The 23834-nt window shown below is 68.1% G+C and carries 26 protein-coding genes; 11 read left to right on the forward strand and 15 right to left on the reverse strand.

Features of this window, described 5'->3' with window-relative positions:
* Positions 1 to 862: 862 nt before the first annotated feature.
* Both ON38_RS22985 and ON38_RS22990 read left to right on the forward strand, forming a co-directional pair.
* Positions 863 to 1852, forward strand: coding sequence for an XdhC family protein (locus ON38_RS22985; protein WP_039827071.1), 990 nt, complete (start codon positions 863 to 865; stop codon positions 1850 to 1852).
* 106 nt (positions 1853 to 1958) lie between these two features.
* Positions 1959 to 2906 (forward strand): hexose kinase, encoded by a 948-nt coding sequence (locus tag ON38_RS22990; RefSeq protein ID WP_039827072.1) that lies wholly within the window; start codon positions 1959 to 1961, stop codon positions 2904 to 2906.
* Between the two features lie 14 nt (positions 2907 to 2920).
* Here the strand turns inward: ON38_RS22990 and ramB are convergent, their stop codons facing one another.
* From ramB to ON38_RS23020, 6 genes are all read right to left on the reverse strand, one after another.
* Complete coding sequence (gene ramB, locus ON38_RS22995) at positions 2921 to 4327, reverse strand: acetate metabolism transcriptional regulator RamB (protein ID WP_039827008.1); 1407 nt, start codon at positions 4325 to 4327, stop codon at positions 2921 to 2923.
* Between the two features lie 78 nt (positions 4328 to 4405).
* Complete coding sequence (locus ON38_RS23000; protein ID WP_373281243.1) at positions 4406 to 4690, reverse strand: DUF3349 domain-containing protein; 285 nt, start codon at positions 4688 to 4690, stop codon at positions 4406 to 4408.
* Positions 4687 to 5040, reverse strand: a complete 354-nt coding sequence (locus ON38_RS23005) for a DUF3349 domain-containing protein (RefSeq protein WP_039827010.1) — start codon at positions 5038 to 5040, stop codon at positions 4687 to 4689. Before ON38_RS23005 ends, ON38_RS23000 begins: the two co-directional genes overlap by 4 nt.
* Positions 5040 to 5321: a hypothetical protein gene (locus ON38_RS23010; RefSeq protein WP_039827011.1), complete on the reverse strand. Its 282-nt coding sequence runs from the start codon at positions 5319 to 5321 to the stop codon at positions 5040 to 5042. Before ON38_RS23010 ends, ON38_RS23005 begins: the two co-directional genes overlap by 1 nt.
* Positions 5321 to 6526, reverse strand: a complete 1206-nt coding sequence (locus tag ON38_RS23015; RefSeq protein ID WP_051165088.1) for an inorganic phosphate transporter — start codon at positions 6524 to 6526, stop codon at positions 5321 to 5323. The genes ON38_RS23010 and ON38_RS23015 overlap by 1 nt, the downstream gene beginning before the upstream one ends.
* Before the next feature lie 93 nt (positions 6527 to 6619).
* Positions 6620 to 7846 carry a multidrug effflux MFS transporter gene (locus tag ON38_RS23020; protein ID WP_245564161.1) on the reverse strand — a complete coding sequence of 409 codons (1227 nt, stop codon included), beginning with the start codon at positions 7844 to 7846 and terminating at the stop codon, positions 6620 to 6622.
* A 51-nt stretch (positions 7847 to 7897) separates the two neighbouring features.
* Here ON38_RS23020 and ON38_RS34295 point away from each other — a divergent pair, with 51 nt between their 5' ends.
* Positions 7898 to 8401 carry a MarR family winged helix-turn-helix transcriptional regulator gene (locus ON38_RS34295; protein WP_051165081.1) on the forward strand — a complete coding sequence of 168 codons (504 nt, stop codon included), beginning with the start codon at positions 7898 to 7900 and terminating at the stop codon, positions 8399 to 8401.
* 58 nt (positions 8402 to 8459) lie between these two features.
* Here the strand turns inward: ON38_RS34295 and ON38_RS23030 are convergent, their stop codons facing one another.
* The 3 genes from ON38_RS23030 to ON38_RS23040 all read right to left on the reverse strand — a co-directional run bounded on the left by ON38_RS23030 (position 8460) and on the right by ON38_RS23040 (position 11875).
* Entirely contained in the window at positions 8460 to 10283 is a 1824-nt protein-coding gene (locus ON38_RS23030; RefSeq protein WP_039827012.1) for an acyl-CoA dehydrogenase, read from the reverse strand.
* A 168-nt stretch (positions 10284 to 10451) separates the two neighbouring features.
* A complete protein-coding gene (locus ON38_RS23035; protein WP_039827013.1) occupies positions 10452 to 11324 on the reverse strand; it encodes a nuclease-related domain-containing protein in 873 nt (290 codons plus the stop codon).
* Between the two features lie 173 nt (positions 11325 to 11497).
* Positions 11498 to 11875, reverse strand: a complete 378-nt coding sequence (locus ON38_RS23040) for a VOC family protein (RefSeq protein ID WP_039827014.1) — start codon at positions 11873 to 11875, stop codon at positions 11498 to 11500.
* 172 nt (positions 11876 to 12047) lie between these two features.
* Here ON38_RS23040 and ON38_RS23045 point away from each other — a divergent pair, with 172 nt between their 5' ends.
* Entirely contained in the window at positions 12048 to 12902 is an 855-nt protein-coding gene (locus ON38_RS23045; protein WP_051165082.1) for a patatin-like phospholipase family protein, read from the forward strand.
* Positions 12903 to 12909: 7 nt separating this feature from the next.
* Here the strand turns inward: ON38_RS23045 and ON38_RS23050 are convergent, their stop codons facing one another.
* Positions 12910 to 14181 (reverse strand): helix-turn-helix domain-containing protein, encoded by a 1272-nt coding sequence (locus tag ON38_RS23050; protein ID WP_083873028.1) that lies wholly within the window; start codon positions 14179 to 14181, stop codon positions 12910 to 12912.
* Positions 14181 to 14324, reverse strand: coding sequence for a hypothetical protein (locus ON38_RS36195; protein WP_157181847.1), 144 nt, complete (start codon positions 14322 to 14324; stop codon positions 14181 to 14183). The genes ON38_RS23050 and ON38_RS36195 overlap by 1 nt, the downstream gene beginning before the upstream one ends.
* A gap of 389 nt (positions 14325 to 14713) precedes the next feature.
* On the opposite strand from ON38_RS36195, the gene ON38_RS23055 reads away from it, so the two are divergent.
* The 5 genes from ON38_RS23055 (at position 14714) to ON38_RS23075 (ending at position 17754) form a co-directional block, all read left to right on the forward strand.
* Entirely contained in the window at positions 14714 to 15370 is a 657-nt protein-coding gene (locus ON38_RS23055) for an SRPBCC family protein (RefSeq protein WP_039827015.1), read from the forward strand.
* Positions 15370 to 15768, forward strand: a complete 399-nt coding sequence (locus ON38_RS23060) for an ArsR/SmtB family transcription factor (protein ID WP_039827016.1) — start codon at positions 15370 to 15372, stop codon at positions 15766 to 15768. The genes ON38_RS23055 and ON38_RS23060 overlap by 1 nt, the downstream gene beginning before the upstream one ends.
* A 159-nt stretch (positions 15769 to 15927) precedes the next feature.
* A complete protein-coding gene (locus tag ON38_RS23065; RefSeq protein ID WP_157181848.1) occupies positions 15928 to 16218 on the forward strand; it encodes a hypothetical protein in 291 nt (96 codons plus the stop codon).
* A 146-nt stretch (positions 16219 to 16364) separates the two neighbouring features.
* The gene (locus ON38_RS23070) at positions 16365 to 17081 is read left to right on the forward strand and encodes a polysaccharide deacetylase family protein (protein WP_039827018.1); all 717 of its coding nucleotides are present in this window, start codon (positions 16365 to 16367) and stop codon (positions 17079 to 17081) included.
* A gap of 127 nt (positions 17082 to 17208) precedes the next feature.
* Positions 17209 to 17754, forward strand: a complete 546-nt coding sequence (locus ON38_RS23075) for a carboxymuconolactone decarboxylase family protein (protein WP_039827019.1) — start codon at positions 17209 to 17211, stop codon at positions 17752 to 17754.
* Between the two features lie 25 nt (positions 17755 to 17779).
* Here ON38_RS23075 and ON38_RS23080 read toward each other — a convergent pair whose 3' ends face one another.
* The 4 genes from ON38_RS23080 to ON38_RS23095 form a co-directional block, all read right to left on the reverse strand.
* Positions 17780 to 18202 carry a hypothetical protein gene (locus tag ON38_RS23080; protein WP_157181849.1) on the reverse strand — a complete coding sequence of 141 codons (423 nt, stop codon included), beginning with the start codon at positions 18200 to 18202 and terminating at the stop codon, positions 17780 to 17782.
* A gap of 287 nt (positions 18203 to 18489) precedes the next feature.
* Positions 18490 to 19893, reverse strand: coding sequence for a dihydrolipoyl dehydrogenase (lpdA, locus tag ON38_RS23085; protein WP_039827021.1), 1404 nt, complete (start codon positions 19891 to 19893; stop codon positions 18490 to 18492).
* A 114-nt stretch (positions 19894 to 20007) separates the two neighbouring features.
* Positions 20008 to 21294 (reverse strand): MFS transporter, encoded by a 1287-nt coding sequence (locus tag ON38_RS23090; RefSeq protein ID WP_157181850.1) that lies wholly within the window; start codon positions 21292 to 21294, stop codon positions 20008 to 20010.
* Between the two features lie 62 nt (positions 21295 to 21356).
* Entirely contained in the window at positions 21357 to 22043 is a 687-nt protein-coding gene (locus tag ON38_RS23095) for a ZIP family metal transporter (RefSeq protein ID WP_039827023.1), read from the reverse strand.
* 246 nt (positions 22044 to 22289) lie between these two features.
* Here ON38_RS23095 and ON38_RS23100 point away from each other — a divergent pair, with 246 nt between their 5' ends.
* Both ON38_RS23100 and ON38_RS23105 read left to right on the forward strand, forming a co-directional pair.
* A complete protein-coding gene (locus ON38_RS23100; protein ID WP_039827024.1) occupies positions 22290 to 22922 on the forward strand; it encodes a TetR/AcrR family transcriptional regulator in 633 nt (210 codons plus the stop codon).
* A 43-nt stretch (positions 22923 to 22965) separates the two neighbouring features.
* Positions 22966 to 23826, forward strand: coding sequence for an alpha/beta hydrolase family protein (locus ON38_RS23105; RefSeq protein WP_039827025.1), 861 nt, complete (start codon positions 22966 to 22968; stop codon positions 23824 to 23826).
* Positions 23827 to 23834 lie beyond the last annotated feature (8 nt).

The raw sequence follows: 23834 nt of genomic DNA on the forward strand, positions 1-23834 counted from the left end.
TAGGATCGCCCACAACTTTGCCAACTCTGTGAAAGTTGCCAGCGCGTAACCACCGTCAAGTCTACTCACCAGTAGCTCTGACGTGGGGTTTTAGCGTAACGCTCGTACTGTTAGCGGGGGCAGTATCCGGGTCGATCCCGCCCGGCGCGGCTCGGCTCTGTGAGGACCTTCATAACTGATGTCGCGCGCCTTCAGATGTGGCGTGCATCCCATGACAGGCTCGCTCGCCGAAGGCGAAAAGTGGACTCGTTCCCGCAGGACGGGAAGTGCGCCGGCTTCCGAAAGGCTGGAAGTGCACTTACACGCGAAGGCGGGAAGTGCGCTTGCTCGCGAAGGTGCTGTGTTTTCGGCGCGCTGGCGCGCGCGGGGTTGAGGCCCCCTTGTGTCTCGCCGTTTCGGCCTCGAGCCTTGGCCGAAGGTGCTCAATGGTCGCACTTTATGGGTGGCTCACTGCACATCGCATGCGCTTTCGAGGCCGAAACGGCGAGACGGGCCTCAATCCTTTCAGGTGGCTCGCAAAACTCGACACATGCGGGTCACGTCGGCATCCGAAGTCCGGTCGGTATGCAATCGGCACGCATTGCGGCCTACCTGCGAGAGGCCACGCGGGCCCTGCTTCTTCCCGCCGTCGGGGAGTACATCGGCGGGGTGAACCCGCAAGATTTCACAACATGCCCAGAAAGGGACAGTGTCGGCACACAACACGTGACCAACCATTCATGTTCTCGCCCGACGAGATTTTCGCAGGCGTGCCAAATTCACGCAGAACAGCGCTAGGGTGTCCGTCACGTGCGCGGTCAGCGGTGACGGGTGCCGATGGTGAGCGCCTGCCCTCCGTCGCACGGTGGGATCGGAGCTGTTGATGCGCGACATCGTCGACGACCTGCTGCAGGTGTGGCGTTCGGGCCGGACCGGCGGGCTGGCCACCATCGTGCGCACGGGTGGCCAGGTGGACATTCCGGTGGGTACGGCGATTCTGGTGGATCCCGATGGCATGATCTACGGATCCATGGCGGCCACCGGGATAGAGGACACCGTCTACGAGTCCACCCTGCAATCGGCCCGGACCGGGCAGCGGGCGCTGCACCGGCTCCCGGTTCCCGGCGGTGAGGGCGCGGTGATCGATGTGTTCACCGAACCGTTCTCCCGCGGCCATTTCCCGGAATTCCCGACCATCGCCGCCGAAATAGCCGAACATCGGCGGGTCACGCTTTTCACCGTGGTGTGGAATCCGGAACCGGGAATGATCGGTCAGCATCTGATCACCGATAAAAGACACGCGACCGAACTGGTCTCGCTACCGCAGTCCGATATCTTCGTCGCCTCGTTCGCTCCGCCCCCGCTGCTGGTGGTGTTCGGGGCCAATACCATCGGCGCGGCGCTCTCGGCGCAGGCGCAGCTACTGGGCTACCGGGTCGCGATCTGCGATCCGCGGCCCACCTTCGCGGTGCCGGAGTCCTTTCCCGGGGCCGAGGTGGTCTGCGATTGGCCGCACCGGTATCTGAACATGCTGGTCTCCGAGGGCGAGATCGATTCCACCACCGGTATCGTGCTGGCCTCCCACGATCCGCAGTTCGAGATTCCGCTGCTGACCGTGGCGCTGCGGCTACCCGAGATCGGCTATATCGGCGCGGTCGGTTCGCTGGTCTCCAGTGCGCGCCGCCTCGACGACCTGCGCGCGAGCGGATTCGACGAGACCCAGTTGGCGCGACTGCACTCCCCCGCCGGAATGGATATCGGCGCGGCCACGGCCACCGAAACAGCATTGGCGGTGACCGCGGAGATGGTGGCCGCGCGGAACGGGCGGCTGGGTCGGATCACCGTTCCGTTCCCGGCGGAGGCGGCGATCTGAGCCCGGCGCCGCCACGCCCCGGGCCCGGCCGAGGGCGACCGAAATCACCCTCGCGATCCCGCCCCTCGATCTTGTGCCGTGCCGACTCTCGTGGACAGTGGTTCTCGTGATCCTCACCGTGACAATGAATCCCGCCTACGATGTGACCTACCGCGTCGAGAATTTCACCCATGGGCAGGCCCATCGGGTGCGCTCGGTGGAGCAGCGCCTCGGCGGTAAGGGCATCAACGTCACCAGAGTGCTCAACCAATTGGGCCGTTACGCCCGGGCCACCGGCTTCGCCGACCACGCCTTCGCCGCCGCCGCCGAGGCCGAGATGCCGGTGGATTTCGTACACGCGCTGCCGTGGGTCCGGCGCACCGTAGTGATCAGCGAATCCGATACCGGCACCGCGACCGCTTTGCGTGAACCGGGAGCGCGGATTTCGAATCCGCACGCCTCCGAACAACTCGAGGTCCGCGTATCGGGCATGCTCACGCATATCTCCGGCCTCGTGATCGCCGGGTCACTACCCGACGGTATCGATCCCGGCCTACCCGCCCGCATCGCCCAAGCCGCCCTGGCCGCCGGGGTGCCCACGGTCTGTGACCTGCACGGACCGGCGCTGCGGATGGCCTCCCGGGTACCCGGGGTGGTCCTGCTGCCCGGCCTCGACGAGTTCGAATCACTCACCCATTGCCGCCCCGAATCCCCGGAGGCGCTGGTTACCGCGACCCGGCCGCTGGTGGATCGCGGGGTGGGCGCGGTGATCATCACCCGGGGTCCGCAGGGCATGGTCGGGGTGACATCGGACGGGTCCTGGGAAGCCCGGCTGCCGGAGCCGCTGACCGGTAATCCGACCGGCGCGGGCGATCCGGTGGCCGCCGCCGTGATCGCGGCCCTTGCCACCACGCAGACCCCGGATTGGCCGGCGATCCTGGTCGACGCGGTCGCCACCTCGGCCGCCTCGGTGGTCATCCCGGTGGCCGGTGAGATCGATCGGCGGCTGCGCGGTCATCTGGCCCCGACCGTGCTTATCTCCGAACTGGAGACGCCGGGCCGGGATTCGGCCTGAGCGCACGCCGCCGCCTATTTCAGGACGTACGGGGACACCGAACTCCGGTGTTCGCTGATATCGAGGGTTTTGCCGAGCGGAGGGAAGGCGCGCTGGGGGCAGTTGGCACGATCGCAGACCCGGCAGCCCGCGCCGATGGGCGTGGCATTGGCCTCCCGCAGGTCGATACCGTCTGCGTACACCACCCGCGCCGCATGCCGGATCTCGCAGCCCAGCCCGATCGCGAAGGTTTTACTGGGCTGCCCGTACCGGGTCGCGCGGCGTTCCACCGTGCGCGCCACCCACAGATATTTCCGGCCGTCGGGCATCTGCGCGATCTGCGTCATGATCTTGCCGGGGTAGGCGAAGGTCTCGTACACATTCCACAATGGACAGGTGCCGCCGCTGGAGGAGAAGTGGAAACCGGTGGCGGACTGCCGTTTCGACATATTGCCGGCCCGGTCCACCCGGACGAAGGAGAAGGGCACCCCGCGCAGTTCCGGCCGCTGCAATGTGGACAGCCGGTGGCAGATGGTCTCGTAGCTCTGCGCGAAGAACGCCGACAGTCGTTCGATGTCGTAGCGGAAGCGCTCGGCGACCTCGTGGAAGTAGGTGTAGGGCAGCACGGTGGCGGCGGCGAAGTAGTTCGCCAGCCCCAGCATGGCCAGTTTGCGCGCGTCCGGACCGGAGAAGTTTCCCTCGTCCACCAGCCTGTCGAGCAGTTGCCCGCATTCGAAATAGGCCAGTTCGGCGGCCAGTTTGAACAGACGCTGCCCGCCGGACAGATGCGGTGCGATCTCGAGCACCTGATTGTCCGGGTCGTACCGGTGCAGGACGCCCTCACCGAGGTCGATCCGTTCCATGATCCGTACCCCGTGGGTGCGCAGTACCTTGGGGATCTCGCTGTGCGCGTCGCCGTTGTGGAAGCGAATCCGGTCGGCCAGTTCCTCGGCGGCGGTATCGAGCTCGTGGATATAGTTCTGCCGCTGATAGAAGTAGTCGCGTACTTCCTCATGCGGTTTGCTGATGGTGGCGCTGCCCGCGCCGTCGGCGAATCTGTCCTCGGTGGCCGCGGCCAGCTGCGCGCTGGTGTTGCGGTAGCGGTTGTGCATATTGACCAGGGCTCGGGCCATGCTCGGGTGGGCCGACACCATCTCCGCGATCTCCCGGGCGTCGGCTTCGATTCCGAGTTCCTGGTCCATCACCACTTCCTGCAGTTCGGCGATGAGCCGGGTGTCGTCCTGCGGGGAGAAGAAGGTGGCCTCGACGCCGAAGACCTCGCTGATCCGCAACAGCACCGGCACGGTGAGCGGCCGGACATCGTGCTCGATCTGGTTGAGATAGCTTGCCGAAATCTCCAGTTGCTGGGCCAGTGCCACCTGGCTGAGCCCGCGTTCGGTCCGCAACTGCCGCAACCGGGCGCCGACATAAGTCTTGGCCATATGTCCAGCTTAGGGGTCGTTCGCACGATGCGATAACCGGGTTAGCAAGAATTTCGCCTCGGGTATCGCGAGCCCGGTTCAGCCGGGCCAGTGGGGCGGGTCGAGATGTGACAGCACCCGCTGCAGATCCACCTCCGAGGGCATCTCATCGGTGACCTCGGTGATCATCACCTGGATATCGGTGCGGTCGACCGGGCGATCCGGTGAATGCAGCACTTCCGCCGCGATCTCCTGCACCTCCTGGTCGGTCAGCCGGCGGCGCAACAGCGCGACCAGGGGAATGTAATCGGACTCCGGCACGCCCTCCGGATAACCCCGCCGCAACCACTCGACGATCGAACGCAGCACATGCGCGACCATCAGCGGCCTTCCTCCGGCTGCGCGATCTCCGACAGCGGGGAGGCCAGCGGCCAGCCGCCGGCGGCCAGATGCGAGGCCACCCGCGCGATGTCCTCCGGACCCGCCTGCTCCCGGGCGTGCCGGCTGACCGCTGCCTCGACCTCGTCGTGGGTGATCTCGCGATCCCCCCGGTCGCGCACCAGCTCCTCGGCGACCAGTACCACCTCGTACTCGGTCAGGTCCCGGTGCAATACGGCGAACAGCGCCACATAGTCCGATCGGGGCACGCCCTGCGGGTACCCGGCCCGCAGCCACGCGAGTACCCGGGCCAGCAATCCCGACCGTTCCGGTGGCAATTCGTTTCCGGTGGTCATCACGCCTGCCCGAACAGATGGATTCCGAGCCGGTCGGCCAGGAACGCCTTCGCGACGAACAACACCGCGGCGACCACCACCGCCAGCACAGCGATCAGGCACAGGTACGCCCCGGCCAGGGCAACCGGGTTACGGCGTACCGATCCGTCCGGCGCGGTCGTCGCCGCGGCCGACCACAGCCGCACCCCGAGCGCGAACACCATGGGCAACCCGGCGCCCAGTACCAGCGCCGCCAGCGTCACCTCCCCCAGCGACCGCAGATTCGTCAACACGGTATCCATTACGTCTCCTCGGATGTCGATCCGGCGACCCGTGGCTGCTGCGCGGGCGAGGTGGCTCCCGGCCCGAGGTCGGCGTCGGAGGGAGCGTTGACATTGCCACTGGACACCTTGTCCCGCAGCGAGCGCCGATAGATCACGGTAGCCAGCGCGATGAGCAGCGTGAAGACCATGAGCACTCCGGCCAGGCCGCCGATGTAGTAGGCGAGCGCCCAGCACAGCGCGCCGACGATACCGGCGGCGGGCAGGGTCAGCAGCCAGGCCACGACCATTCGGCCCATCACTGCCCAGCGCACCTCCGCTCCCTTGCCGAGGCCCGTACCGAGGATCGCGCCGGTGACGGTCTGGGTCGTCGAGAGCGGCAGCCCGAAATGTGCGGAGGTCAGGATGATCGCCGCCGACGCCGATTCGGCCGCCAGCCCCTGCGGGGAATCGATATCGACGAGCTTCTTGCCGAGGGTGCGAATGATCCGCCAGCCGCCGAGATAGGTGCCGGCCGCGATGGCGAACGCGCAGGCGGCCATCACCCACAGCGGCATGTCCGAGTCCGGGGACAGCTCGCCGTAGGCGACCAGGGCCAGGAAGATCACACCCATCGTCTTCTGCGCGTCGTTGGTGCCGTGCGCCAGCGACACCAGCGACGCCGAGCCGACCTGACCCCACCGGAATCCGGTGGTCACCTTGTCCGGGTCGGCACCGCGGGTGATCCGGTACACCGACCAGGTGCCGATGGCCGAGACCAGACCGGCGACCACCGGCGCGAGCAGCGCCGGGATCACGATCTTGTTGATCACTCCGCCTTCCGCGGAGATCCACACCACGCCGCTCCAACCGAGAGCGGCGAGGGTGGCGCCGATCAATCCACCGAACAGTGCGTGCGAGGAACTCGACGGCAGGCCGAACAACCAGGTGAGCAGGTTCCAGAGAATGCCGCCGACCAATCCGGCGTAGACGATGAGCAGGAGGTCGTGCCCGGATACCGCACCGAGCCGCACGATCCCCTCGGCCACCGTCGCCGCCACTGCCACCGACAGGAACGCGCCCACCAGATTCAGCACCGCGGACAAGGTGACGGCGACTCTGGGACGCAGCGCCCCGGTAGCTATCGAGGTCGCCATGGCATTGGCCGTGTCGTGAAAACCGTTGGTGAAGTCGAAAGCCAGCGCCGTGACAATGACGACCAAGAGAATGAGCAGCTCAACTGTCACGCCTTGCATTGTGCGGCATGCCCGGGGCGGTACCGTCCGGCGGGATCGTCCGGTCGCCGGAAGATAGCCGTCACCTGCGTGGATTCTCCTTGATCAGGCGGGAGCGGGCTCCCGCTCCCGCTGCACCAGCGCACCCGCGGTGTCCCCTGCCCGTCGCGCGACGATGCCCAGGCAGGCGCAGACCACGATCGCCACCCCCATCGGCACGCCGGTGGCGGACCCGCCCAGACCGACCAGCGGCGACACCACCGCGCCCAGCGCGAACTGCAGCGCGCCCATGAGCGCCGAGGCGGAACCGGCGGCATGGCGCGCCCGGCCGATCGCCAGTGCGCCGGCGGTACCCATGACCGTCGGGGTGGCCGCCACCATCACGAAGAGAACGGGCAGCACCAGCACCGCCGGCGCGCCGGTGGCCAGCAGTACGAGCAACACGGTCGCGGCCGTCAGAATCACCAGCTGCCCGATCCGCAGGATCGGTGCCGGGCCGAATCGGCCGACGAGCCGGGAGACCACCACTCCGGCGGCCACCATGCCGGCGGCATTGGTCGCGAACACGATCGTGTAGACACGGTTGGACATACCGAGCACATTCTCGATCACGAACGGCGAAGCCGAGATATAGGACATCATCCCGGCGAACCCGAGCGCGAAGGCGAAGATGTACCCGAGATAGCCGCGGTCGGAGCCGATACCGCGCAGCGTACGGAGGGTGCCGCCGGCGCCGGCGCGATGGCGCCGCTCCGGGGGCAGCGATTCCGGCACCACGATCAGCGCGCCGAGGAACATGCACAGGAAGATCCCGCTCAGCACCCAGAATTCGGCCCGCCAGCCGGCGGACACCAGCACACCGCCGAGCAGCGGCGCGACCACCGGGGCGATACCGCCGATGGCGGAGAACAGGGTGAAGATCCGGGCGGTGGCCGCACCCTCGGTGCGGTCGGCGCCGACCGCGCGGCCGATGACCAGTCCGGCGGAGGCCGTCAGGCCCTGCACGAAACGCATGGCGACCAGTAGCCAGATGGTGGGCGCCAGCGCACAGGTCACAGTGACGACGACGGTGATCGCGGTGGCCACGACGAGTGGCCGGCGCCGGCCGTACCGATCCGAGAGCGGTCCGATGAACAATTGCCCGGCGGCGAGCCCGACGAGGAACGCGGTCAGGGTGAGCTGCACGCTCGCCGCGCTGGTGTCCAGATCGGCGGCGAGTTCGGTGAACGCCGGTAGATACATGTCCACCGCGAACGGGGCCGCCGCCGAGAGCAGTGCCAGCACCACCAGCAGCAGCCCCGAGACTCCGGGGCGCGTTCGGATCGGTAGCACGGTGCCTCCTCCTTGGTACTTATTTATACATACATAAGTTATCATGGACCGGTGAGCAGCAACTCCTCCGAACTTCGCGCGCTGGACCACGCGCTACGCGAGGTCGCGCGGGCGGTTCGTAAGGCCACCCCGCGCCTCACCGGCGCCGAACCGCTCACCGACACCCAGTTCGAGACGCTGCGCATCATCGTGCACAACCCCGGCGCCGCGGCGGGCGAGCTGGCCGCGCTGACCGGTACACAGCCGAGCAATATGAGCGTGACCCTGCGCCAGCTGGGTGAATACGGACTCATCGACCGCGAACCCGACCCCTCGGACCGCCGCTGCAGCCGCATCCTGCCCACCGACAAGGCGATCGCGCACGCCCGCGAGATCGAAGCGGTACGTACTCGTCTCGTCCTCGACGCCCTCGGCACGCTGAGTCCGGCGGATCAGCAGAGCCTGACAGCGGCCATCGGCGGCCTGCGCGCACTGGCCGACGCGCTCACCGGCACGGCACCGACCCGCACTCGCCCCGGCACCGGCCGACCGTCGCTACCTCCCGGCACCGACTGACCGTCTACCTCCCGGCACCGGTACGACCCACCTGGTTTCCGGGCGGCCCCCGGTCGTATCAGAACGCTTCTTCGGGCAGGCTCATGATGTCGGTATCGATCGCCGCGATGATCTCCTTGGTCGCGGTGAGAGTGGGCAGCACATTCTTCGCGAAGAAACTTGCGACCCCCACCTTCCCGGTGTAGAACGGCCGATCGCGCTCGCCCGCCGTGGCCAGTGCCGCGGTGGCGACCTCCGCCTGTACCAGCAGCCGCCAGCCGATCAGCAGATCGCCCACCGCCAGCAGGAACCGCACCGAGCCCAGCCCCACCTTGTACAGCTCGGTGGGGTCGGACTGGGCGGCCACGGCATAGCCGGTGAGCGCCCCGGCCATCGCCTGCACATCCGCCAACGCCGTGCGCAGCAGGGCCCGCTCGGTTTCCAGCCGGCCGGTGGGCGCGTCGAGGAAAGCGGTGATCTGGCCGAAGATCTGGCCCGCCGCGGCGCCCTTGTCCCGGATGATCTTGCGGAAGAAGAAATCCTGGGCCTGGATGGCGGTGGTGCCCTCGTACAGCGAGTCGATCTTGGCGTCGCGGATGTACTGCTCGATCGGGTAGTCCTGCAGGTAGCCCGAACCGCCCAGAGTTTGCAGCGATTCGGTCAGGTACTGATAGGCCCGCTCCGAACCGACGCCCTTGACGATCGGTAGCAGGAAATCATCGATACGGTGCGCCGTTTCGGCATCCACCCCCGAGACCAGTTGCGCCACATCGGCGTCCTGGTGGATCGCGGTGTAGAGGTAGACCGCGCGCATACCCTCGGCGTAGGCCTTCTGCATGGCCAGGCTGCGCCGCACATCGGGATGCCGGGTGATCGGGACACGAGGCGCGGTCTTGTCGGTCATCCGGGTCAGGTCGGCGCCCTGCACCCGCTCCTTCGCGTAGGCGAGCGCGTTCAGGTAGCCGGTCGACAGGGTCCCACTGGATTTGACGCCGACCATCATGCGCGCGTTCTCGATGACCTTGAACATCTGGGCGATCCCGTTGTGGCTGTCGCCGACCAGCCAGCCCACGGCGGGCTTCTCGCCGCCGAAGGTGAGTTCACAGGTGGGCGAGGACTTCAGGCCCATCTTGTGTTCGACACCTGTCACGTACACGCCGTTGCGTTCGCCCAATTCCAGGGTCTGTGGATCGAACAGGAATTTCGGTACGTAGAACAGCGACAATCCCTTGGTGCCCGGCCCCGCGCCCTCGGGCCGCGCCAGCACCAGGTGGAAGATGTTTTCCGCGGTCTCGCCGACATCGGCCCCGGAGATGAAACGTTTGACGCCCTCGATATGCCAGGTGCCGTCGGGCTGTTCGACCGCCTTGGCCCGGCCCGCACCGACGTCCGAGCCGGCGTCGGGCTCGGTGAGCACCATGGTGCCCTGCCAGTGCCGATCGAAACCCGCCGCCGCCCAATGCTTCTGCTGGTCGGTACCGATTCCGAAGAGAACCTGCGCCATCACCGCGCCCATATCGAAGAACACCGCGGCCGGATTGGCGCAGGTGATCATCTCGCTCACCGCCCAGCACAATGCTGCGGGCGCGGGCATCCCGCCCATCTCCTCGGGTTTGCCGAGGCGGTTCCACCCGGCGTCCCGGATCGCGTACACGGTCTCGGCCAATGGTTCGGGGACGGTGACGGAATGGGTGTCCGGGACGAACTCCACCGGATTCCGGTCGGCGGCCGCGAAGGAGTCCGCCACCGGCCCCTCGGCCAAGCGCTTCACCTCCGCCAGGATCTCCCGCGCGGTATCGGTATCCAGGTCGCCGTACGCCCCGGCGTCGAGAATCTTGCCCAGTTCGAACACCTCGAAGAGGTTGAACTCGATATCACGCAGATTCGCCTGGTAGTGACCCACGGCTGTCCTCCTGGTCGGTACGGTCGGCGGTCGGGCCGACCGCATGGTTACCGGCTTTTTGACATCGTACGAACTGAAGCGTGCCGGACCCGACGCCGGGTACGCAACCGTAGCTTCGCAAGCTCGCGTCGCGCCTCCCGGCGCTGTCCGGGACGGGTGAGTACCGCCTCAGCAATCCGGCTGCAACGGCCAGCACTCCACCGGCCCGGGCGCGGGCACGGGCACGGTCGGCTCGACGGTGGTGCTGGGCGCCGCCGGTTCGGCGGCGGGACCGTCGGCGAGCAGGGAGCCGGCGATCGCGCCCAGCACGACCAGTACCCCCAGCACCGCGACCCCCAGCACCACCCAGCCGACGACGTCCTGATCGTGCCCGGAATCCGGGCGGCGCCAGGCGGGCCGTCCCCGCGGTTTCCTGGGCGGCTCGGGCAGTTTGTCCTCGAAACCGGCGGCGATCAGTTCGGCGCGATCCGGCGCCCAGCCGGTGAGCGCCCGGGTGGCGGCACAGACCCGGCCCAGCGTCCAGCGGGGCGGCCCCGGCGCGAAATTCTCCAGGAAGATCCGCAGTTCGGTGGATTCGACCGCGTTGCCCACCACCACATCCAGGCCAGGCCGCAGCGTTTCCCGGCCCGGCCGCAGTACCGCGCCGCGCATGGGCACCAGCACCACCGCCCCGCACAGCTGTCCGGGATCGTAGGTGGCGCGTTCGAAGGTGAGCTCGACCTCCCGCACCGCGCTCTCCAATTGCCGTATCGGATTCACACCGAATTCCAGTGCCAGATCCGCGGTGGTCTCGCCCACCCGCCACGGCCGGTCCTGCGAAACCGTCAGCACACCGCTCTGCCGGCTGCGGAACCCGACCACCTCGATCACGAGGACACCCTGGGGCGTCCAGATCACCGCCCCGATCTGCCGGGTTCCGCGCTGGGTGCCGATTCGCAGGTCGACGATGGCCAGGCCGGTCGTCGGCAACTGCCGCAGGCATTCCACGAATTCCTTTTCGGCCGCGGATAGTTCCGCCCGATCGTCGACCTTCACCAGCATCGTGCTCTACCTCTGCCGTGTGTCGTTGCCCCTCATGCCATTACCGACCCCCATGTCGATCATGGCCCGCCAGCCACTTTCGTACCACTCATATGACCTGCGGTTCAGGCGAATCGGGAATCAGCGCCCCGGACCTGGGGACGCCGATACCCCGTGCGACACCCTCGGGAGGGTCAAACCCATTGCACGAGCTGGTAGATGATGCCGTTCCGATCGGTCGTCTGGAAGTAGCGCTCCCCCCATTCCTCGGTCTCGATCGGGGTGACGATCGGGGCGCCTTCCCTCTGCAGGCGCGCGTATTCGGTGTCGATATCGGCCACCGTGAACACCACGAGCAGCCCGTCCCCGGCCGAGCCGGCGGCGCGTTCGGGCTTGAACGTGGACAGGCCGGTGCGCAGGTAGATGAGGTTCATTCCGGCTTCGGGGTGGGCGAGCGAGACGAAACCGTCGGCCGCCATCTGCTCGGTGAAGCCGAAATGGGTGGTGACGAACTCGGCCGAGGCAGCCGGGTCGGCGACGTTCAGCGAGACGGCGGATCCGGTGATTCGCATTTGACCTCCGTTTTCTAAAACACCGTATGGTGTACGTAGTATTTGTACCGCACCGGCCCGCGGACCGCATCGTGATCCGGCACACGCCATGAATCCGCCGGCCTCGACCGCCTTCCCGATACCGACCGGTCGCGCCCCGGCGGAACGGCACCGGTGCGGCTAATCTCGTGCCATGCCTGACGCTCGGCCCTCCGCAACACCCACGATCGCGCTGGTACTGGGCGGCGGCGGCCCGGTCGGCATCGCCTGGCTGAGCGGCCTGGCCATCGGTCTACGCGACGCCGGAATAGATCTGTCGCTGGCCGACCGCATCATCGGCACCTCGGCCGGGGCAGTCGTCGGCTCGGCCCTCGCCTCCGGGATCGATATCGCCACGCTGCTGACCCCACGACCGCGCGTGGCCGAGCCGGCCCGGCACAACTACGCGCCGCTGCTGGAGATCGCCTCGCTGCTGCGCGCCGTCGACCAGGATCGCGATCTGGTACTCCAGCGGGTCGGCGAACTCGCACTGGGCGCCGACACCGGCGATCCGGCCGTGCATATCGAGCGCATCGGCTCACTCGTCGGTTTCGCCGACTGGCCCGAGCGCGATCTGCGGATCACTGCCATCGACATCGGGTCGGGGACGCTCACCGCCTGGACCAGGGACGGCGCCGCCACCCTCGCCGAGGCGCTCGCCTCGAGTACGGCGGTGCCCGGCGTATTCCCCCCGATCGAGATCGCCGGCCGGCACTATATCGACGGCGGGGTTCGCTCCACCGTCAACGCCGACCTCGCCGTCGGCCACGATGTGATCGTGATCCTGGAACCGCTGGCGCACGTGTACCCGCGCACCCGCGCCGACCGGGAGCTCGGGCCGGCCCGGGAGATCTCGGTGCGGCCGGACGAGATCGCCGTCGCCGCGTTCGGCACCGACCTGTTCGCCGATACCGCGCTCGCCCCGGCCTACGAGTCGGGTGTCCGGCAGGCGGCGACGGCAGCGGCCGAGCTGAAGGAATTCTGGCCCGCCGCACCGGCCTCCGGCTAGACCCCGGTCAGATCACGCGAGGACCGCGGGCGGCCCGCAGACCGCTGCGCGTCTGCCCGGCACGAGCCGTCACCGGTTGGATGAGTGCCGCGTCCACACCGATTCGCTGTGCGAATTCGCCGAGGCCGGGCGTGGCCCGGTCCATACTGAGCAGATCCGCGGTCGTCGACCGGACCGACTTGTGCCGGTAGAGCTGTTCCGGAGCGAGTAGTTCGGCCTCGAGCAGCAGAGCCAGGGCGCGCTCGGGACTGCGCCGCTGCGCCCACGCCCGAGCGGTATCGATGAGCAGGCGGCCGCGCTGTCCGGGCGAGAGCCGCTCCCGGTCGATCTTCCCGGCGAGCCTGATCGCGGTGCCGGCGTCGCCGAGTTCCACCGCGACCGCGACCTCGTGCAGGTCCACGGCGGTGGGGCCGAATTCCGTGTGGTGATCGTCGCGGTCCCCGCCGAGACCGTCCGCTGTCGCGCGGGCGGCGGCGATCATCTCGTAGGCCTTTTCCGCCTCTTCCATACGCGCCGCGATCAGGGCGAGTTGCAGGGTCAGCGCGCCGTACACACCCGCGGCCTGCGGCTCGCCCCGGCCGATGAGCTCGCCGAGGGCCGCGCGGGCCGTTTCCGCGGTGTGTTCGGCCTGGTCGAGCCGGTGTGACCGCTGGAAGACGAGCACGAGACGAAGAGCGCCCGCCGCCACCAGCACCGGATCCCCCGCATGCTGAGCCGCGGTGATCGCACGCTCGGCGGCGACCCAGGCGGCATCGAACTGCTGCAGATCGGCGAGTGCGACGGCGTAGGCCTGGCAGGTGTGGGCGAGCAGGGCCTCGGCGCGGCGGGAGTCGGTGTGCACGACCGCCGCGGCCAGTTCGGGAAGCAGCGATTCCAGCAGCTCCAGTAGCTCGGTGTAGTGGCCCAGCCGGGTGAACGTCCACGCCGACTCGGCATCGCCGGCGAGGCGGTCGAGATCGGGGCCGGTGCCCGCACCGGCCGTCAACGCCCGCAGGGCGTGGTTACCGGTGAGCAGCAGACGCAACCGAACCGCGTCGGCGGGGATTTTTTCGGCCTGCGCGGTGGGCGCCGACGGCGCAAGCTCGGCGACGGGCATCTCGAGGACGTCGGCGATTCGTTCGAGTACATCGAGCGCCTTGACCGGGCGCACACCGCGTTCCACCTGCGAGACCCAGGCTTCCGACCGCTTGATCAGCGGCGCGAAATCACGCTGCGACAGACCTTTTCGCGCCCGGTAGTAGGCGATCTTGCGGCCGATCCCGGAATCCTGGTCCGCCATCAGCCGAGCGCACCCGCGGCCGCGGCCGGGCGCGGCCGTGCGATGGCCCGGTGGAACGCGCGCCGCCGGCCCCCCGGCACCGGATCGAGTACCGCCGCGCCCATCGGATCGTGCATATCGAAGCGGGGCACCAGTTCTTGCATATCTGGCTCCTTCGTTGCGACTCCGGCTTGTCGACCGATCGTAGGACTACAAGCTCTCCACAAATTGCTAACCAGTATTTCGCTACCACTGGAGTAGCGAATTGATCCATTGTCTGCCCGAGTCGGGCGCAGTCGCCTCGGACCGGACCGCGCGCGGGTCCGGCGATACCGAATTCCGCTGCGGAATCCCACCCCGCGATCCGCCCGCCACTTTATCCCGCCGAGCACCCGGATAAACACGGCCGATTTCGCGCCCCGGTCCGCGCGATCGTTCCGAAACTGTTGCCGCAGCCGCCTTTCCGTCCCCGATCACCGGCCGGACATGCCCCGCCTGGCGTAACCGGCAGCGCCGCGCTAGTATAAGTTCAAACTTATAAAGGGAGGAAGATATGGGTTTTCTCACCGACCCCGCCGCCATCGCAGGGCTGGTCACCCGGGAGGTCCGCACCGCGGAACGACAGGGAACGGTCACCCGGATCGCGGTGGCGCGGCGCACCTACGCCACCGAGCCGGACGACCTGTGGGAGGCACTCACCGATATCGAACGGATTCCGCGCTGGTTCCTGCCGGTCACCGGTGAGTTGACCGTCGGCGGCAGGTACCAGCTCGAAGGAAATGCCGGCGGTGTGGTCGAAGAATGTGAACGACCGAAACGGTTCGCGGTGACCTGGGAGATGGGTCCCATGGTTTCCTGGCTCGAAATCCGGCTCGAACCCGGCACCACCGGGACCACACTCGAATTGGTGCATGAAGCACCGGTCGACCCGGATATGTGGAAACAATTCGGCCCGGGTGCGGTGGGGGTCGGCTGGGACCTGGCCCTCATGGGGCTCGGCCTGCATCTGGAAACCGGCGCGGCAGTCGACCCGGTGGTGGCGGTGGAATTCCCCGCCACCACCGAGGGGTTGGAATTCGTCCGGACCGCGGCGGCCGGTTGGGCGGAGGCGGCGATCGCCGACGGTGACGACCCGGCGCAGGCCCACGCGGGCGCCGAAGCGACCACCGGCTTCTACACCGTCACCCCCGAGGAGGAGGAGCAGTCCTGATGGGCCGGCCTTCCCCGGCGGGCGTGTTCGAGGCGCTCGGCGATCCGGTACGCCGCGCGATACTGCAACTGGTCGCCGGCGGTGAAAGGTCCGCCGGCGCCCTCGTCGAGGAGATCCGCGAACACACCCAGATCTCGCAACCCGCGGTCTCCCAGCACCTCAAGGTGTTACGGGAAGCCGGCCTGGTCCGCGTGCGCTCGGAAGCCAACCGCCGGTTCTACACGCTGGAAACCGACGGGCTCGCCGCCGCCGGGGAGTGGCTCGCCGACCTCGTGGATCCGCTGGCCCGCTTCGCTCAACCCCTCGACGCCCTCGCGACCGAGATCGCCCGCGGCAAACGCGAACGCCGCGGGAAGAGCATCGGAACGGGAACGGACCGTACGGACCGTACCGCCTGACGGACGCGTCTTCTCCTACACCACCGCGGCAGTTGTCCGTTCGGTGCCTGGTGAGGCGCAGCGTGTGTGGCTCCCGGAGCGACACGATCGAGCCGGGGCCGAGTCGGTCCGGCGAATCGTCGCGTGCCGAGAAGGCGCGGGGTTCAGGATCATGGGGATATGAATGCTCCTGCTCCCGGCCCGGTCTTCGACGTGATCGCGGTATTGAACGGCTCTGTGGACCTGCGCTCCTATCCGCGCCGCAACCTGGCTCTGAGCTCGCCTCCACGGGTGGAGTTCCGCACACTGGGCGACGACATCCCCGTCCTGTTCGAGCCGATCGTCCACCTGCTCAATGGTGTCGAACTGCTCGAATCCCAAGGCTGGGAGCTGATCAGCGTGGTCGAACGGAGCATCGACAGCTCGGACAGAAGGCAGTGCTGCCTGGTGGCATTCATGCGCCGCGGCTGAGGTGGACCGGCCCACCGGGCAAGGCCTCTCGAGATCCGCGGCGGCGGCAGGCAGGCGCCGCGAGTCACCGAACCGCACTGTGGGTTCAACAAGACCGGCCGCGGCCTTTCCTACGCCGACCACCCGGCGCCTGATATACACCTGGGATGCGAAAGTGGTTGGCAGGATCGGCAATCGCCGTGGTGGTGGTTCTGGTCCTCGCGGTCGGCGGCTATTTCCTGATGAACTCGCGGACCTTCCAGCTGGCCGGGCGGCTGGTGGACCGCGTGGAGACCACCGAGAAAGTGGTGGCCCTGACGCTGGACGACGGGCCGTCCGAACGCGCGCCCGAGGTGCTCGGTCTGCTGGCCACCGCCGGTATTCCCGCCACCTTCTATCTCAACGGCCGCGATCTGGCCGCCCGACCCGAGCTGGGCCGGGCGATCGTGGCGGGCGGTCACGAGATGGGCAATCACACCTACAACCATCGGCGGATGGTGCTCGTCTCGTCCGGCACGGTTGCCGACGAGGTGGAAGGTACCGATACCGAGATCCGGGCCGCCGGGTACCGGGGAGACATCACCTTCCGCCCGCCCTACGGCAAGAAGCTCTGGGCCCTGCCGAACTACCTCGCCGATCACGATCGCACGACGGTCACCTGGGATGTCGAACCCGAGGACGGCAACACCACCACCGAGGACATCGTGAACGCGGCCGTCGGCCAGGTGCGGCCGGGGTCGATCATCCTGCTGCACACCATGTACGCCTCCGGGGCGGCCTCGCGGGCCGCCATCGTCCCGATCGCCGCGAAACTACACGCCCAGGGCTACCGGTTCGTCACGGTCTCCGAACTGCTCGAACAGGGCGATCCCGCCCGCTCGTGACACACGCTCGGGAAAGCCGCCTGTTCGAGCGGCACACCGGCGGGTAGGTTCGGGAGCACAGCCGCGCCCCGGGAACCCGGGGCGGGCACCGCGACCGCAGAACAGTTCCACCGGAGAGGGCGATGTGATGGTTTCGCAGGAGCGACCACGGATAACCCCCGGACGCCTCCGCGAGCTGGGCCCGGTCAACTGGGCGGCCTGGCAGGTGCTCTCGCGGGCCTCGGGTACGGCCGATGCGCAGCTGTTCAGCACGCTGGGCCGGGCCGGACGGCTGTTCCGCGGCTGGCTGCACTTCTCCGGAACGCTGATGCCGGGTGGGCGGCTGCGCCGGCACGACACCGAACTGGTCATTCTGCGTGTCGCCCATCTGCGCGACTGCGCGTACGAGACCGACCACCACATCCGCCTGGGCCGGCGGGCCGGGGTGACCCCGGAGATCCTGGAGCGGATCCGGGCCGGGGCCGACGCCGAGGGCTGGACCGACAAGCACCGTGCCCTGCTCACCGCGGTCGATCAACTGGTCCTGACCCGCGATATCGACGACGAGGCCTGGGCCCACCTGTCCACCTACTACGACGACCGTCGCCTCATCGAGATCGTGCTGCTCGTCAATCAATACGAGGGCCTGGCCGCCACCATCACCACCCTCCGTATCCGCCGCGACGACTTCTGACCGCCGCGGCACCGGACGGGTGTGGCTACCGGCCACCGGTGAAAGCGTCCGCGGGAACGTATATCTCGTGTCCGGAGTCGAGGCGGATGGATACGCCCTCGGGGCTCCAGCGCGCGGAGGCCAGTTCGGGGTCGCGGTTGCCGAGAATCTGGAAGTACACCGGGTGGCCGTATCCCATACCCGGGTCCCGGCCGACCACGATCACATCCGGAAGCCGCCGGTGCAGCAGCCAACTCTCCCGGCGCAGTAGACCCGCATGGTAGGTCGCACCGTCGTATGCGACGGTCCCCGGCTGGGTTTCGGTGCGCAGCACCTCGGTGCGCACCATCCGGGTATCGACGAAGACCGCGGCGAGTAAAGTCACGAACAGCAACAGAGCCGTTGGCACGCCGGCGATCCAGCGCATTCCCGGCACCCGGGGGCGGGCCGGCTCTCGTTCCGTGCTCATCGCGGGAATATATCCCGGCCGCACCTGCCGCGCAGCTGCGCTTCCGGCGGGAGGCTCGGTACTTGCGGGCCCGCAGCACATGCGGTGCGCAGACCGTCGGAACCGTCGCAATCCGCGGCTGCGCTTGCGGACATCGTGGGCACAGTCGTCCACCGCCGTACCGGGACAGCGGCATCGGGTGCGTACATCGGGAGTGCCTGCCGGCCGGCTCGATCTGCCGGGCTCCCCGGAAACGAACCGGCCCGGCGCCGTGGCGAACACGACACCGGGCCGGGGAAACGAGTGGATCAGAAGTTGATCATGTGTCCGGCCAGGCCGTGAATGGCCTCCTGCAGCGCCTCGCTGAGCGTCGGGTGCGTGTGCACATTGCGAGCCAGCTCGTTGACCGTGAGATCCCACTTCTGGGCCAGGGTCAGTTCGGGCAGCAGTTCGGAGACATCCGGGCCGATGAGGTGGCCACCGATGAGTTCGCCGTAGGTGTTGTCCGAGATCAGCTTGACGAAACCGGTGGCGTCGCCGAGACCGTGCGCCTTGCCGTTGGCGGTGAACGGGAAGGTGGCGACCTTCACGTCGTAGCCCTCGTCGCGCGCCTGCTGCTCGGTGAGTCCGAAGCTGGCGACCTGCGGCTGGCAGAAGGTGGCACGGGGCATCATCCGGTAGTCGCCCAGGGTCAGCGTCTCCGCGCCGCCGATGGTCTCGGCCGCGACCACGCCTTGGGCCTCCGCGACATGCGCGAGCTGCAGTTTCGCGGTGACATCGCCGATGGCGTAGATATGCGGCACATTGGTGCGCATATTGTCGTCGATGGCGATCGCGCCGCGGTCGGTAAGCGCCACACCGGTGTTCTCCAGGCCGTAGCCCTCGACCCGGGGCGCGAAGCCGACGGCCTGCAGCACCTTGTCCACGGTGACGGTTTCGACCGAACCGGACTTGTTGTCCTTGATCGCGACGGTGACCTTGGACCCGTCGTCGTCGATGGACTGCACGGCGGCACCGGTGGTGATGGTGATACCGAGCTTCTTGTACGCCTTGGTGATCTCCTTGGAGACGTCGGCGTCCTCGTTGGGCAGCGCGCGGTCCAGGAACTCCACGATGCGCACGTCCACACCGTAGTTGCGCAGGACGTAGCCGAACTCCATCCCGATGGCGCCGGCGCCGACGATCAAGATCGAACCCGGCAGGTCGCGGGTGAGGATCTGCTCCTCGTAGGTGACGACATTCTTGCTCAGGGAGGTGCCCGGCAGCAGTTTGGTGTTGGTGCCGGTGGCGATGATGACATTGTCGAACGTGATCGACTCCGTCCCACCCTTGCTGAGCTCGACCGACAGCGCGTTCGGGCCGGTGAACGAACCCTTGCCGTCGTACTCGGTGATCTTGTTCTTCTTCATCAGGAAGTGGACGCCCTTGACCCGGCCGTCCGCGACCTTACGGCTGCGATCGAAGGCCGCCCCGAAATCGAAGGTCGCCTCCCCGCTGATACCGAAGGTTTTCGCTTCCTTGGTGAAGATATGCGCCAGCTCCGCATTGCGCAGCAGCGCCTTGGACGGGATGCAGCCCACGTTCAGGCATACGCCACCCCAGTATTTCTGCTCGACGATCGCTGTTCGCAGGCCGAGTTGAGCGGCGCGGATCGCGGCGACGTAACCGCCGGGACCAGCACCGAGAACGACGACATCGTAGTGGGAAGTCACGGTGTCGAGCCTAACTCTCCCGACCGCGGCCGGGGCCACCCGCCCGCCTCCCGCCGCTGAGCACACCGGTCACGCGCCGACCGCGCCACCGGGCCCTGACGGGCAGCGACGGCGCTACGACCGGCCGACCGGATCCTCCAGCCGGGCCGGCCCGGGTGTGCGCATGGTCACCTGGACGGCGACAGTGCAACCGATCAGCACGATCGCCACTCCCCCCGCCAGGTAACCGACCCCGTCGAGCGCCCAACCGCCCGCGATCATTCCCGCCGGGATGCCCGCGGCACCGAGAAATCCTTCCACCGAGCTGAACACCCCGAGTTGCTCGGTTGGCAGTTCGGCCTGGATCAGCGACTGCCAGACGATACCGGTGACCGACACCGCGAACCCGGCGATCAGGCAGCCGGCGAACAGCAACACCGGTCCACTCACTTCCCGGCCGTAACCGGCCAGCGCGGTCAGCTCCACGAGGACAGCAGCGACCAGGGCGGCGCAGGCCGTGCGCCAGCCGAACCGCGCGGCACCGGCGATCACCGACAGCGACCCGGCCAGGGCGGCCAGGGCCATACCGGTCGCGAGCGCTGCCCACAGCCCACCGCCACCGGTCGCCGTGACCGTCAGCGCCGGGCCGGCCACCGCGACCAGGCCGATCACGAAGGACACCAGGGACCACAGCACGACCGACCAGCCGAGCCAGGGTGCGCGGCCCACGGTCGCGCGCAGCGTTGTCCACCCGGCGCGCACCGCGGACCCGCCCGCACTTCGTGATGCACCCGGGTCGGGAACGGGCCCGGCCGCCCGCCGGGCGTAAACCAGTGCGAGTAGGTTCGCGCCGAAGGTCAGCGAATCCAGCACCAGGATCCAGACGAATCCCACCGTCGCCGACAACGCCACGGCCGCTGCCGGCCCGACGAGCACACTGATATCGGCAACCAGCGTGATCAGGGCGTTGGCCCGGCGCAGTTCGGGTCCGGGCACCACCCGGGGCAGCACCGTGGCGAGAGCGGGAGCGTAGAAAGCGGTGGCCGCGCCGTAGAGGGCGGCCGACACCGCCATGGCCGGCAGCGAGTCCCGGCCCGTACCCACCAGCACCAGCGCCAGTCCGGCCTGGGCCAGGATGCGCGCCATATCGGACCCGATCATGATCGCGAACTGGTCGCGGCGGGCGGCGGCCACACCGGCGGCCGGTGTACAGGCGAACCGGCCCGCCCACAGCGCGATCAGGATGACGGTGAGCGAGGTGGCGGAGCCGAAGGCCTGTATCGAGTGAACAGCGAAGGCCAGGGGAACGATGCCGTCGGTGACGCCGGAGCACGCCGCGCCCACGAATATCGCCTTGAAGGCGCGCCCTCGCAACGGCCACAGCCTGCGGCGGAGCCCGGAGCGGAATGCGTGTGCTGCCATATCTTCCGCATCCTGCACCGGCCGAGCGGGCGAGAAAACCGAATTTAGGGCCGCTACGCCGATCAGCTCAGCAGAAACGCGACGAGGAATCCGACCGAGGTCGCCATACCGACCCACCAGCCGCCTTCCCGGTACGCCTCCGGCATCAGCGAATCGGCGAGGACCGCGATGGTCGCGCCGCCCGCGAAGGCCTGTATCGCGCTGATATGGGTCTGTTCGAGGTGATCGGAGAGCAGGTTCCCGGCGACGGTCACCACCACGAGCACCGCCCCGGTGAGCAGCCACAGGGTGAACGCCGTGCCGGTGGACGCGTTCCGCTGCCGGTGCAGCAGCGCCGAACCACCGATGGCCTCCGGTACGTTGCCCGCCGCGATGGCGACCAGGAGCACCATCCCGCCCCCGGAGCTCAGCGAGACCCCGAGCGCCGTGTTCTCCGGAACTCCGTCCAGGACCGTTCCGAGCATCAGGGCCCAGCCCACCGCGCCGGTGCCCTCGCGGCGTTCGAGGAGCCGGTTCGCGACGACGTATACCGTCGCGCCGAGAAACAGCGCGGATCCGGCGGTGAATGCCCCCGCCTGCACGAAGGCGGGTTCGAACAGTTCGTTGGTCACGGCGGCGATCATGGTGCCCGCACCGAACGCCATCAGCGAGGCGAGCAATGGCTTGGGCAATGTGGTTCGCAAACCGATGAACGCACCGATCAGCAATGGAATTGCCGTACCCAGCCCATACAGCAGCGCGGTTCCCATAAGGTGAACACTATGTGTTGCCGGGTTATTGCAATGGTCATGCCGGGCCGATGGAAATTATTCTAGAATTTCCCTCTAAAATCAGCTGTACCAGCACGGACCCCGGTATTGTCCGGTTTGACAGTTTCACCGGCGACCCGAGTTGCGGGCAGCCAACTTTCGGCAAACCCGTACTGTGCTACCGGCATGCTACGAAAGGCCCGATCGATGACAAGGGGATCGGGCTTTTCGGTATTGTTCTGCGCGATGTCACAGGAAGCGAATTCGGGACGACGGTATGCCGGGCAGCCCGTAGAAGATCGGCAACGCGAGCGACGCGCTCGTTTTCTCGAATCCGGCCTGACGGTTTTTGCGAGAGACGGGTATGCCAATAGCTCGGTCGGGGCCATTTGCAAAGACGCGGGGTTGTCCTCGCGCCAGTTCTACGAAGAGTTCACCGGCCGCGAATCGCTCCTTGTGGAACTCTTCGCTCTCATCGACCGGGAATCGCGGACCGCGGTGCTCGCCTCCCTCGAACAGAGCACCGACCAGAGCGCGCTGGAGCGAATCGACGGCGCCATCCGCGCCTACGTGCAATCCATCGGCACCGATATGCGACGGGCTCGGGTCGTGCTCGTCGAAGTGGTCGGCGCCGGCACCAAAGTCGAGAAGATGCGCGGGGAATCACGCCGCGCCTGGAGTTCGGTGCTCGCCAAGGCCGCCGAGGACGCCGCGCTGCACGGCGAGATCCCGACCGGCGACTACGACCTGCGCATGCTCGCCATCATCGGCGCGGTCAACTATGTGGTGGACGAATGGAGCGGAGCCGAACCGCGGCAACCGCTCGACGAGGTGATCCGGGTGCTCAGCCGGATCATCGTGGGGGCGATCCGGGCCTGACCACGCCGCCGGCCGAGGCCGCCCGGCGGCTAGCCTGGACCCGGTGGAGACCGTCGCGATCCAGATGCCCGACGGCAGCACCGTCCCGGTGCGGCTGGTGCCGGCCACGGGCCCGGACGGGCACCCGGCCACCCCGGATACCCCGCGCCCGGTGGTCGTACTGATACCCGGGCTCGGTGTGCCCGGCGAGTACTACCTCTATTTCGCTCGCGCACTCGCCCGGCGTGGCATCGACGTCGCGGTGGGTGAGCTGCGCGGCAACGGCGCCAGCTCACCGAAACCGAGCGCGGCCAGCACCTACGGGTACCACGAACTCGCCGCCGTCGATTTCCCGGCGATCTTCGAGGTGGTCCGCACCCACTTCCCCGACCGCACCCCGTACGTGCTGGGCCACAGTATGGGCGGGCAGCTGTCGGCGCTGTACGCGGCGCGGGCCCGCGGCCGCCTCGCGGGGCTGATCCTCGTCGCGTCGGGCACGCCCTACTACCGGCGTTTTCGCGGACTGCTCGCGCCGGGCATGCTGGTCGGCACGGCCGCGGTCTCGCTGACCGCCGGGCTGGCCGGAGTATGGCCGGGCGACAAACTCGGCCCCAACGGTTTCGGCCGCCAGTCCAAGGTGCTCGTCTCCGACTGGGCCCGGCTGGCCCGCACCGGCCGGTTCGACCCGGCCGGCGCCGATATCGACTACGAGGAACGCCTCTCCCGGCTGAAACTGCCCGTACTGTCGATCACCCTGACCGGCGACGAACTGACCCCGCCGACCTCGGCCGGGCATCTGCTGGACAAACTGCCCAACGCCGACAAGACCACCTGGCACGCGCCCCGGCCGCTGGGGCACAACGGCTGGATCTCCGATCCCACCGACGTGGTCGACCGGATCGAGAAGTGGCTACACGATCGGTGACCGCCGCC

Origin of the sequence: Nocardia testacea NBRC 100365 (genome assembly GCF_000308775.1) — a bacterium.
GTDB classification, from domain to species: Bacteria; Actinomycetota; Actinomycetes; order Mycobacteriales; family Mycobacteriaceae; genus Nocardia; species Nocardia testacea.

Excerpts from the sequence above, each read along its gene's own strand:
- ON38_RS22985 (WP_039827071.1), top strand. The coding sequence starts at position 863 with ATGCGCGACATCGTCGACGACCTGCTGCAGGTGTGGCGTTCGGGCCGG.
- ramB (WP_039827008.1), bottom strand. The coding sequence starts at position 4,327 with ATGGCCAAGACTTATGTCGGCGCCCGGTTGCGGCAGTTGCGGACCGAA.
- ON38_RS23005 (WP_039827010.1), bottom strand. The coding sequence starts at position 5,040 with ATGACCACCGGAAACGAATTGCCACCGGAACGGTCGGGATTGCTGGCC.
- ON38_RS23010 (WP_039827011.1), bottom strand. The coding sequence starts at position 5,321 with ATGGATACCGTGTTGACGAATCTGCGGTCGCTGGGGGAGGTGACGCTG.
- ON38_RS23035 (WP_039827013.1), bottom strand. The coding sequence starts at position 11,324 with ATGCTGGTGAAGGTCGACGATCGGGCGGAACTATCCGCGGCCGAAAAG.
- ON38_RS23040 (WP_039827014.1), bottom strand. The coding sequence starts at position 11,875 with ATGCGAATCACCGGATCCGCCGTCTCGCTGAACGTCGCCGACCCGGCT.
- ON38_RS23045 (WP_051165082.1), top strand. The coding sequence starts at position 12,048 with ATGCCTGACGCTCGGCCCTCCGCAACACCCACGATCGCGCTGGTACTG.
- ON38_RS23050 (WP_083873028.1), bottom strand. The coding sequence starts at position 14,181 with ATGGCGGACCAGGATTCCGGGATCGGCCGCAAGATCGCCTACTACCGG.
- ON38_RS36195 (WP_157181847.1), bottom strand. The coding sequence starts at position 14,324 with ATGCAAGAACTGGTGCCCCGCTTCGATATGCACGATCCGATGGGCGCG.
- ON38_RS23055 (WP_039827015.1), top strand. The coding sequence starts at position 14,714 with ATGGGTTTTCTCACCGACCCCGCCGCCATCGCAGGGCTGGTCACCCGG.
- ON38_RS23060 (WP_039827016.1), top strand. The coding sequence starts at position 15,370 with ATGGGCCGGCCTTCCCCGGCGGGCGTGTTCGAGGCGCTCGGCGATCCG.
- ON38_RS23065 (WP_157181848.1), top strand. The coding sequence starts at position 15,928 with ATGAATGCTCCTGCTCCCGGCCCGGTCTTCGACGTGATCGCGGTATTG.
- ON38_RS23070 (WP_039827018.1), top strand. The coding sequence starts at position 16,365 with ATGCGAAAGTGGTTGGCAGGATCGGCAATCGCCGTGGTGGTGGTTCTG.
- ON38_RS23075 (WP_039827019.1), top strand. The coding sequence starts at position 17,209 with ATGGTTTCGCAGGAGCGACCACGGATAACCCCCGGACGCCTCCGCGAG.
- ON38_RS23080 (WP_157181849.1), bottom strand. The coding sequence starts at position 18,202 with ATGAGCACGGAACGAGAGCCGGCCCGCCCCCGGGTGCCGGGAATGCGC.
- ON38_RS23090 (WP_157181850.1), bottom strand. The coding sequence starts at position 21,294 with ATGGCAGCACACGCATTCCGCTCCGGGCTCCGCCGCAGGCTGTGGCCG.
- ON38_RS23095 (WP_039827023.1), bottom strand. The coding sequence starts at position 22,043 with ATGGGAACCGCGCTGCTGTATGGGCTGGGTACGGCAATTCCATTGCTG.
- ON38_RS23100 (WP_039827024.1), top strand. The coding sequence starts at position 22,290 with ATGTCACAGGAAGCGAATTCGGGACGACGGTATGCCGGGCAGCCCGTA.